Annotated in this window: 3 protein-coding genes and 1 pseudogene; 2 read left to right on the top strand and 2 right to left on the bottom strand. The window is 72.1% G+C overall.

Going from position 1 to position 4,204, the window contains the following annotated elements:
- The first annotated feature begins 209 nt into the window (after positions 1-209).
- Positions 210-842 carry a TetR/AcrR family transcriptional regulator gene (locus tag VN520_RS02265; protein WP_325745121.1) on the top strand — a complete coding sequence of 211 codons (633 nt, stop codon included), beginning with the start codon at positions 210-212 and terminating at the stop codon, positions 840-842.
- Between the two features lie 6 nt (positions 843-848).
- On the opposite strand, the gene VN520_RS02270 is transcribed toward VN520_RS02265, so the two are convergent.
- Both VN520_RS02270 and VN520_RS02275 read right to left on the bottom strand, forming a co-directional pair.
- Positions 849-2,288, bottom strand: coding sequence for an aldehyde dehydrogenase family protein (locus VN520_RS02270; RefSeq protein WP_325745122.1), 1,440 nt, complete (start codon positions 2,286-2,288; stop codon positions 849-851).
- Positions 2,285-3,161, bottom strand: a pseudogene (locus VN520_RS02275) (oxygenase MpaB family protein). The gene VN520_RS02270 and the pseudogene VN520_RS02275 overlap by 4 nt, the downstream one beginning before the upstream one ends.
- Positions 3,162-3,431: 270 nt before the next feature.
- On the opposite strand from VN520_RS02275, the gene VN520_RS02280 reads away from it, so the two are divergent.
- Positions 3,432-4,204 (top strand): oxygenase MpaB family protein (locus VN520_RS02280; RefSeq protein WP_325745123.1); only part of this gene is annotated, 773 nt, incomplete at its 3' end.

Consider the following 4,204-nt stretch of genomic DNA (forward strand, 5'->3'; position numbering starts at 1 on the left):
GCCGACCGGCCGGCCGGCGCGTCGCGGCATCGACGCCACGGTGTGCGACTTCGGTTGCTGAGCGCCCAGCGGCGCCCTGCGTGCCCGCCCCGGGGCGGAGGCACGTCGTCCGATGAGGCCTTCCGGAAAGGAGGTTACAAAGAGGCGGGCTGAGTAACACCGTTGCGTTGTCGATATGGTGGGGTGATGACAACGGACGGGGAGGGCTCATGGGGGCACCGGGTACCGACGAGACACTGCTGGCCAGGGCGTTCGGCGAGACGCCGCCGTCCGATGCGCTGAGCGAACAGATCCTGGACGCGGCGCGTGAGCAGTTCATGACCTTCGGGCTGCGCCGCTCGACCGTCGACGACGTGGCCAAGCGCGCCAAGGTGTCGCGGGTCACCGTCTACCGCCGTATCGGCAACAAGGACAGTCTGGTCTCCGCCTGCCTGCTGCGGGAGTACCGCAGATTCGTCGTGGACGTGGACGAGGCGGTGGCCGCGCTGCCGACCATGGAGGACCGGCTCGTCGCAGGTTTCGTGGCCGTCCTCAAGCACATTCGTGGACATCCGCTGGTGGGCGGGCTGCTGAGGCTGGAGCCGGAGATCATGCTCCCCTTCCTCACCCTGGAGAGCGGCCCCGCCTTCCTCGCGATGCGCGGATATCTCGCCGACCGGCTCCGGCATGCCCAGCGTGCCGAGGGAAGGCCGGAGACGGACCCGACGCCGGTCGCCGAACTGATGGTGCGGATCACCGTCTCCTTCCTCCTCAATCCGGTGAGCTGCTTCGAGCTGGACGACGACGAGCAGGTGCGCGCCTTCGCCCGGGGCTATCTGGTGCCGCTGCTCAGCGCCGGGTGAGCGTCCTCAGAACCGGGCGTGCAGCCTCCTGCCCAGCTCGACCGCACGGGCGACCTTCTCCCGCGGCGTCGAGAACGACGTCAGGTCCACCACCGGTGCGAACCGCCGTACGGTGACCGAGTGCGGCGCGGCGAAGGCCCGCAGCCCCTCCTCGCCGTGGATCCGCCCGTACCCCGACTCGCCGGCGCCCCCGAACGGCAGGGAGGGGATCGCGGCGAAGCCGAGCACCGAGTTCACCGACACGGCGCCGGAACCGAGGCGCTGGGCCACGGCGAGTCCGGCAGCCCGGGAGCGGGTGAACACGGCGGCGCCCAGCGAGTACGCCGACGCGTTGGCCCGCTCCACCGCCTCGTCCATGTCCCGCACCGGGTTCACCACGACCACCGGGCCGAAGGTCTCCTCCGTCACGGCCGGTGAATCCTCCGGCACACCCGACAGCACCACCGGTCCGAGCAGGCGGCCACGCAGGGCGTCGGGTCCGCCCAGTCCGGCCGTACCGCCGTCCGCCAGGGCCTGCTTCACATGGCGTTCCACCACGCCGAGCTGGGACGGCAGGGTGAGCGGACCGTAGGAGTCACCCGGCGTCAGCGCCCGCGCCCGGCTCACGACGCGTGCGCACAGGGCCTCGTGCACGGAGGCCACCGCGTACACCCGCTCCACGCCGGCGCAGGTCTGGCCGGCGTTGCCCATCGCACCCCACACGATCGCGTCGGCCGCCGCGTCCAGATCGGCGTCCGCCGCGACCAGTACCGCGTCCTTGCCCCCGCACTCGGCGAGCAGCGGTGTGAGCGTGGCCGCACAGGCCGCCGCCACCTTGCGGGCGGTGCCCGGCGAGCCCGTGAAAGCGATCTTGTCGAGGCCGGTCGGCCCCTCCGCTCCGGCCAGGGCGGCTCCGGTGGACCCCGGGCCGGTGACCGTCTGCAGCAGATCCGCGTGGTCCGGTACGGCCTCCCCGAAGCTGCGGGCGAGGAGGACCCCCGTGCCCGGTGTGAGTTCGGACGGCTTGAACACCACACCGTTGCCTGCCGCGAGGGCGTAACCGATCGAGCCCATCGGTGTGTAGAGCGGGTAGTTCCAGGGCCCGATGATGCCGATCACCCCGAGCGGGCGGTAGGCCAGCGACGCCCCCTGATGGACCGACAGCAGTCCGGACGGAACCCGCCGCCGTCCCAGCACCCGGCGGGCGTTGCGCGCCGCCCAGTCGAGATGGACGAGTGTCAGCAGCACTTCCGAGCGGGCGTCGTGCACAGGCTTCCCGGTCTCGGCGGCGATCACCTCGGCGAACTCGTCGGCACGGCGGGCCAGTTCACGCTTCCACCGCAGCAGTGCGGCGCGACGCTCCCGCCACCCGGACGCGGCCCAGCTCCGGCCGGCGTCCCCGGCCCGCGCCACCGCGGCGCGGATGTCCTTGATGCCGTGCACCGCACGGTCCGTCCCGGTCGTCATGTCTTCTCCATGGGCAGGGGTTCCAGTGGGCGGCTCCGCGCCCAGTGCGGGCCGAGGTCGTCGAGCCGGTATCCGAAGGGGTAACTGCGCGGCCGGGGTCTGGAGGGCAGCCACCGGGGCCGGGCGGGCAGCAGCCGTACCCCGCGCGACCGGGCCCGCACCAGGCGTGCGGCCGCCGCACGCGCCCACCGGGGCTGGGCCGGAAAACCCAGCGCTGCCAGTAAGGGCTCGTCCAGCAGGGCCAGCGAGAACCTGGCCGCCAGCGGGCGCAGCGGGGCCGGGTACCAGGCGGCCATGACCCGGAAGGTGGCGTTGGCGACCCGGCGGTTCGCGGGGTCGTAGGCGAACATCCGGCCCTCGTAGGAGTCGAGCAGCTCCTCGAAGCCCTCGTACGTGCCGGGGGCGCCCTCGACGCCCATCATGGCGGCCATCCGCCGTCCCGCCTCGGCCAGCGCTCCCGTCTCCTGTGCGCACAGGGGCCGCCATCCGAACCGGTCGATCCAGCGTTTGGGGCCCACGACCGTGGTCGCCAGCACATAGAGATAGTCCTCGTTCGGGATGCGGTACCTGCCGTGGATCCGGTTGAGATGGCGGGCCGCGGCCCGGGCGCTCCGAGTCGAAGCCGTCCGCCGCCATCTCGTACCCGAACAGGACGGTGTCGTCGTAGCGCTTCTGGCCGTTGCGCTCGAACTCCTGCGTGCGGTCGAGCAGCACGGAGATCCTGGGGACGCCGTAGTCGCGCAGGAAGGCGACGCTGATGCCCTGCCGGTAGTCCCACGGGAATTCGTACCGGGACATCAGCCGGAGTATCTCGGCGCAGTCACCGACGGGATCCATCCGGCGGATCTCGCGCAGTCGGCTGTAGCGGCCCATGGCCTGCACCTCCTCGGGTGGTAGGGCCCCTCGGGCCACCGGTCCGCTCATCCTGGGAGTCAAAGTTACAAACACTATTGACTTGTTTCACAAGGTGCGTCAACACTGCTGACACGGTTCGGAAGAAGACATCCCGCACGGAAGGCGCCGGGAGCCGAGCCGAAGCCGGCCCCGGCACCCCGCAGGCCGCCGCCGTGCTCGCGATCGCATACTGGAGCACCACGGACCCGTCACCGGTCCGAGCACCCGCCGACCCTGGGGAGCGCCCGCATGACCAGCGCAGGAGAGCCCGCACCGCCCCCGCCGGGCGGCGTCCTGTGGAGCCTCGCCGGCGACATCCGCGGACTGCTGATGCTGCCTGCCGCCCTCACCCTCCAGGTCGCCCACCCCGCCGTCGGCGCCGGCGTCGACGACCACTCGGTCTTCCGTACGGACCCCTGGGGGCGTGGCGAGCGGTCCCTGAGCTCGCTCCAGCTCTGGGTGTACGGGGGCGAGGCCGCCGCGGAGGAGGGACGCAGGCTCAGGAAGCTGCACCGCACGATCCAGGGAACCGACACCCGGGGCCGGCGCTACCACGCGCTCACGCCCGCCACCTACGCGTGGGTGCACGCCACCGGTTTCCCCGTCTACCGGCACGCGTCGCGCTATCTGGTCCGCCCCCTCACCGACGCCCAGGAACGCGCCCTGTACCGGGAGTGGCTCCAGGTCGGCCGGATCCTGGGCATCCACGACCGGGACATGCCGCAGACGGTCGAGGAGTTCTGGCCGTACTACCGCACGATGCTGGCCGACGAGGTGGAGGCGACCGTCGTCGTACGGGAGCTGGTCGCCGCGGATGCCTCTGTGCCGCCACCCGACCGGGGGCCCCTGGCACTGAGGCTCCTGCTGAAAGCGCTGTGGCCGGTGCTCCTCCCTCCGCTGGCGCGGTTCCGCAGCTTCATCACCGTCGGGCTGATGCCGCCGGACGCCCGCGACGCCATCGGTCTCGACTGGTCCCCGCAGCAGGAGCGCCGCCTGCGGCGTTTCGGCGCCGTGGTGCGGCG

It is taken from the genome of Streptomyces sp. (assembly GCF_035563135.1).
Classification (GTDB): Bacteria; Actinomycetota; Actinomycetes; order Streptomycetales; family Streptomycetaceae; genus Streptomyces.

Coding starts and splice junctions, on each gene's coding strand:
- VN520_RS02265 (WP_325745121.1), top strand. CDS start 210: ATGGGGGCACCGGGTACCGACGAGACACTGCTGGCCAGGGCGTTCGGC.
- VN520_RS02270 (WP_325745122.1), bottom strand. CDS start 2,288: ATGACGACCGGGACGGACCGTGCGGTGCACGGCATCAAGGACATCCGC.